5 protein-coding genes and 2 pseudogenes are annotated in these 5,663 nt (G+C 58.4%); 3 read left to right on the top strand and 4 right to left on the bottom strand.

What is annotated here, in order from left to right:
- Positions 1–156: 156 nt before the first annotated feature.
- Positions 157–576 (top strand): annotated as a pseudogene (locus ACESNB_RS12425) (winged helix-turn-helix transcriptional regulator); the annotation flags it as partial.
- A 15-nt stretch (positions 577–591) separates the two neighbouring features.
- Here ACESNB_RS12425 and ACESNB_RS12420 read toward each other — a convergent pair.
- From ACESNB_RS12420 to ACESNB_RS12405, 4 genes and pseudogenes are all read right to left on the bottom strand, one after another.
- Positions 592–885, bottom strand: a complete 294-nt coding sequence (locus tag ACESNB_RS12420; RefSeq protein ID WP_373007753.1) for an ArsC/Spx/MgsR family protein — start codon at positions 883–885, stop codon at positions 592–594.
- A gap of 137 nt (positions 886–1,022) precedes the next feature.
- A complete protein-coding gene (locus tag ACESNB_RS12415; protein ID WP_373007751.1) occupies positions 1,023–1,337 on the bottom strand; it encodes a hypothetical protein in 315 nt (104 codons plus the stop codon).
- Positions 1,338–1,438: 101 nt separating this feature from the next.
- Positions 1,439–1,819 carry a hypothetical protein gene (locus tag ACESNB_RS12410; protein ID WP_373007749.1) on the bottom strand — a complete coding sequence of 127 codons (381 nt, stop codon included), beginning with the start codon at positions 1,817–1,819 and terminating at the stop codon, positions 1,439–1,441.
- Positions 1,820–1,878: 59 nt separating this feature from the next.
- Positions 1,879–2,658, bottom strand: a pseudogene (locus ACESNB_RS12405) (phosphodiester glycosidase family protein).
- Positions 2,659–2,824: 166 nt separating this feature from the next.
- On the opposite strand from ACESNB_RS12405, the gene ACESNB_RS12400 reads away from it, so the two are divergent.
- Both ACESNB_RS12400 and ACESNB_RS12395 read left to right on the top strand, forming a co-directional pair.
- A complete protein-coding gene (locus ACESNB_RS12400) occupies positions 2,825–5,245 on the top strand; it encodes a putative bifunctional diguanylate cyclase/phosphodiesterase (protein WP_373007747.1) in 2,421 nt (806 codons plus the stop codon).
- Between the two features lie 102 nt (positions 5,246–5,347).
- A complete protein-coding gene (locus ACESNB_RS12395) occupies positions 5,348–5,527 on the top strand; it encodes a hypothetical protein (protein WP_373007745.1) in 180 nt (59 codons plus the stop codon).
- The last annotated feature ends 136 nt before the right edge of the window (positions 5,528–5,663 follow it).

The raw sequence follows: 5,663 nt of genomic DNA, 5'->3' as shown, positions 1-5,663 counted from the left end.
TGGCGACGCACGCAAGCCTCAAGCTCAATACGGTCTGATGAGGAAAGAAAGCCGGTGCGGATCATGGGCATAGCTGAATCGTTCCAAGCCCAGCCGTCAAGCCATCAAATTCGGCTTCCGCAGGACTCGGAGTATACCAAAAAGAGAGTGTGAGCCATGACACGGAATTCGTCCTTTACGACGGAACAAATTGCGGAGGCAGAAGTCCGTCTCGATATTCTGCCACCCGAGACGGACCCAAAAATAGATTTGCTGGTGAATGAGTTGATCGGGCGCGTGGCCGATAAGTGGACGCTGCTGATTCTGGAAGAGCTGCAAGACAATGGTGTGATGCGTTTCTCCGAAATCGGCCGGGCTGTTGAAGGCATCAGCCAGAAGATGCTGACGCAGACGCTGCGGCTGATGGAGCGCGATGGACTGGTGACGCGGACAGTCTATCCGGTTGTGCCGCCGAAAGTGGAATACGCGCTGACGCCGCTGGGAGAGAGCCTCGGGGCGGCGTTCTGCGGTGTCTGTGTCTGGGCCGAGCGCTATCTGGAGGAGATCGAAACCGCGCGGCAACGCTTTGACGCAAAGTCGAAGGACCAGGCGTCAGGCCTGCAATGCCTGCTCTGTGCCCTTGTCCCAGCCGACAATGATATCAGCGCCCGTGTCGATGACCGGGCGCTTGATCAGCGTCGGGTTTTCAATCAGCAGGACGGCGCCATCGCCGAGAGCGGTGGCCTGCTGCGCGGTCGTGAGGCCGCGCCATGTCTTCGAGCGGCGGTTGACCAGTTCCTCCGCGCCGACGGCTTTCAGCCAGGCGGGAACACGTGCGGGCAGGTCTGCCTCGGCGCGGATATCGACAAAGGCGACCTCGCGGCCTGACCCTGTGAGGGCGGTCATGGCCTTCTTGCACGTGTCGCAATTCTTCAGGCCGTAAAGGGTGAGGGGCGGTTGGGACATTTTCACCAGTCTTGCGGGTTATGCTTCACGCGGGAAATGATGCCAGTTCCGGATACAACGCAACCCGGGTGCCTGGCCTAATCGCAGTCGCGGGACACAGAGCAGCCCCCGGCGGCGGCGGCCACAGCGCCTGCCTTGAGGACAGCCAGCGTCTGGAAACTGTTGCTTGAATAATAGAACTGGTTCGAGATTACCCGCCCTGACTCGTTGAGCCTGACGCGTCCCTTGACCCAGTAAGACGTGCCGTCGGTACCAATAAAGGACAGCGTGCCCTGACCGAGTTCGCCATCATCGGATGTTTCACAGCTGTCCATCTCGAATTGCTTGTTGCTCTTCATCCAGACCACAGCACTGGATTCAGCCTCCAGCCGGGATTCCAGGGCGCTGCGCACGATGGAAACGAACCCACCAGGACGCCAAGCAGTATCGCCGCGTATTTCAGGTATTTCGGCATATGATTGCCCTACGTGAAATGTCTCACAGCCATAGGGCCCTATACGATGCCCAGCACGGCGATGACGAGACCGAAGGCCATGGTGACGAGGCCGAAGCCGCGTACATGATCGTCTTCCGGTACCATCCAGCGGGCGAGTGCGAAGATTGGTTTCGGCCAGGCCAGCATCAGCAGGCTTTCGATGATCATGCCTGCGGCGAGCACGGTGGTGATGCCCCGCGTAACCGTGGCAAAATCGTCGACGAGGGCGAGCACGGCCGCGCCGAGGAAGAACATGAAGGCGCCGGTGACATAGGCGAGTGCCGGACTGGTATCGAATTCGTCGAGTACGCGGGTGGCCCGGCCCGGTTCGATCACCATGCCGAGCCCGGCGGCGAGGGCGTAGATTCCGAAAATAACGCACACTGTATCGGCGACCATGGCGTCTGCTCCTGTTTCAACCTCACGCCCCCATAGGGCAGGGGCGAGGCCGAAATGTGTCAGGGCGCTGCGGCGCGCGATTCAACCACGGCGACGATGGGGCCCATGTCGAGGCCGGATTCGTCGCGCTTCAGATCCGGGACGTAGAGACGTGACACGACGCCATCGAGATGGAGCGCGTTTGGCGTGCCGAGATGGTCGCGGAAGAGGCGGGCGAAACTGTGGAATTTCACGGGCGCATCGCTGATCGCGAAATAGGCCTGCCGGCCATCGGCGCTGAGCCCGACGCCGTTGCGGCGCTTGCGGCTGGGACCGTCCTCGTTGAAGTCCGGATGCAGCGCGCCGTCGAGCACCAGCATCGGACCGGACTGGGTGGCAAAGCGCGGCTAGGTTAGGGGGAAGCGCGTGTCATAGGCACTGGTTTCAGCAATGCCCGCAGCCGAACTGTCGAGCCAAAAGACGCCAATGGGCAGCATGCCGAAATTGCCGGGGCCGGCGGACCGGACCAGCGGGGCGACCTGGTGACCCTCTTCGACATAGAGGCCGACGGCGCGCTGGTCGCCATGATACATGCCGCCATTCATGGCAAAGGCGAGGGTCTTGCCTTCCGGTTCAAGTTGCTCGGAAAGGCGGCTGCACTGGCCGTAGGGTGCGCATTCCGGATCGTTGAGGAAGAGGCGTATGTCGGACCCGGTCGCGTCTAATTTGCACACGGTGTAGGGCGCTCCGTCGAAGCTGACCGGGTTGCAGGCACGCGTGGCGGGTTCAGCGCTGCACGCACTGAGCGACAGGCTCGCCGTGAAACAGACGGCGAGGAGAAGGTATCGGAGGGCGATCATGAAGCGAACCTAGGTTTGGTTCATGGCGAATTGCGGGAGGAATCCCCCTTGCAAGGAGGGCGCATTTTCATCATTTCACTTAAACAATTTTTTCATTTCACATGATAGTTAAAGCACGAAATGACGATTGTCCTGGGCGTTCCCGGGCGCGTGGGGAGAGGTTGTAGTGAAAAGACCATTTGCAACGACGCTGGACAAAGCCTCCAGCCGATCCACGATGCCTGGAGAGCACGCAAGCTATGTGCGCGGCATGCAATTGCACACATTTCGGCAGCTTTTTCCCTTCGGCCTGATCGCCAGTTCGGCCAACTCTGCCATCCTGATCGTCTATTTGTGCATTCACAGGCCTTCGGAGGAATTGTATATCTGGACGGGCATCATGCTGGTCATGGCCCTGCTGGGTATGTTCGCTGCGTTGCGCGCGGGCAGGCGCAAGTCGTTGCCGCGGCCGCGGTCGGTTAAGGCCCTGTTTCGCCCCATTGCGGAATCGGCAGTGTTGGGACTTGCCTGGTCAATGTGCCCGGTCCTGCTGCTGCCAACCGCCGAAGGGTTTGATATTGCGATCATTCTCTGCATCTGTGTGGGGATGATGACCGGCGCGTCGTTTGTGCTGTCCACCCTGCCGGGCGCTGCGATTCCGTTTGTCGCATCAATGTCATTTGGATTGGGACTCGGTTTTCTGCGAATGGGTAATGGTAGCGAACAGATAACCGTTCTGGCGCTTCTGGGAACTTTTACCATTGTCATGGTGCGGACGACATCTTGGAATTTCTCCAACTACGTCCGTTCATGGTCGCAACAGTTTGAATTGGAAGACCAGACGCACCTTCTTAAAAAGCAGAAAGGCGTTATCAGTCTGCTGTTGAATGAGTTCGAACAGGCGGCTTCAGCCACCCTGTGGGAAGCGGATGCCGAACACCGGCTCGTGCGGCCGTCCGAAACCCTGTCCGAACGAAGCCGGATTGCGGTTTCCGATCTGGAGAACCAGAACCTCGCCAGCTTTTTCGACGCGACCAACTTGGAGGCGCGACCAGAAATGGATCGCCTGCGCGCCGCTCTCGCAACGAATGCAGAGATAAACAACCTCGTCTTGCCGGGCCTGCGGACTGGAAGCACGTACTGGTGGCGGATTTCAGCCAAGCCCGTTTTTGCGGATGATGGCAAGTTTGAAGGTTATCGCGGCGTTGCCTCGAATGTCACCGAAAAGCGCCTCGCTGAAAAGCAGATATTTGACTTGGCGCATTTTGACTCGCTAACGGGAGTACCCAACCGCGAGATGCTGCTGGAAGCCATCGAAGATGCGCTTAATGACACAGATGCCGGCGCATCCAGTTTTGCGCTGCATGCTATGGATGTTGACCGGTTCAAAACCATTAATGACGTGTACGGTCATGATGTCGGCGACAAGTATCTTAAAGAGACAGCCCGGCGTATCCAGGAACTGTTGGGTCCGAGTGACATGGTCGCGCGTTTTGGCGGTGATGAATTCGTGGTTTTGCAGAATGAACTGTCAAGTCGGGGTGAGGCCATGGCGATGGCTGTTAAAATCCAGCAGGCCCTGTCGGAACCTGTCCGGATTGGCGGAATCAGCGCACAATCCAGCGTCAGTGTCGGCATTTCTATCTATCCGGAACATTCGCAGAAAACCTCAAGTCTGTTGAAATTTTCCGACCTGGCGCTGTTGGCGTCAAAACGGGCTGGCCGTGACACGGTCTGCTTCTTTGATAGTAAGTTGAACGATGATGTCAGCGAACGCATTGCGATCGAAGACGATCTGCGAACCGCGCTGCAAAGAAACGAGTTCAGCCTGACTTACCAACCCATATTTCACGCCAAGTCGGGACGGTTCGGATCGTTTGAAACGCTTGTCCGCTGGAATCATCCAACCCGGGGTGCGGTCGGTCCGGACACGTTCGTGCCGATCCTTGAACAGGCGGGCATGATCACGCGCGTGGGCGACTGGATTATTCGCGAGGCGCTGCGCGAAGCCGCGACATGGGATGAATCTGTCAAGATAGCGATCAACCTGTCGCCGCTGCAGGTTCGAAACAGGTCGCTGATCACGACCGTGGCCCACGCGCTGGCCCAGACCGGGGTCGATGCGAAGCGCGTCGATTTCGAGATCACCGAGACGGCGCTGTTCGACGACACGGAAGAGAGCCTCAGCATGCTGCATGCCCTGCACAAGCTGGGTGTCACGATTTCGCTGGATGATTTCGGGACGGGATTTTCTTCGCTCAGCCTGCTTCGGATCTTTCCGTTCGACAAGATCAAGATCGACAAGTCGTTCGTCCAGAAAATGGAATCAAGCGACGAATGCGTTGCAATCGTCCGGGCCGTTGTCGGCCTGGGGCGCAGCCTGGGCATACGGACGACGGCCGAAGGCGTCGAAACGGAACGCCAGGCTGAAATGCTGAAGATAGAAGGCTGCACGGAACTTCAAGGCTACCTGTTCGGTCGCCCGAAACGGCCTGCCGATCTCGTCGAAGCCGGGATACTGAAGAAGCGGCCCCCCGCTGTCCCGGACCAATCCGAAACCGTGACTTTACCCGCCAGACACGATGGCTCACTGCGTCGCGTGGTGTAGCTGGCGCGGCTTTTGGCAGATAAGGTATCGCGAAGCGGCATGCCTTGGGTTAACCTGAAGCCTTAGGCCCACCGTATTGGCGGCCAAGGCAAGGACGCCCGCATGGCAGAGAAGTTTGAACGCCACCGTCAGGCATGGACCACTGACGAGGTACAGAAACTGCACCTCCTGGTTGGAAAGGGCATGAGCCTGAATGCGATCAGCAAGGCGATGACCCGCTCCAAGGAATCAATCCAGACGCGGGCCAAGATCGACAAGTTGAAGATTACCAAGCTTCACTAGAGCATCCCTCTCCAAATGTGAATCGCGGAGGATTCCCAATTGGACTGGTTTGTGATTCCCTCGTCTTGGAGGTGGATCATGGGCAAGAGTTATTCTCAGGATATTCGCAGTCGGGTGATCAAGGCGGTTGCCTTGG

It is taken from the genome of Hyphomonas sp. (genome assembly GCF_041689225.1).
GTDB lineage: Bacteria > Pseudomonadota > Alphaproteobacteria > Caulobacterales > Hyphomonadaceae > Hyphomonas.
The sequence above is the reverse complement of the archived record's forward strand: the minus strand, read 5'-3'. Positions and strand labels throughout refer to the sequence as shown.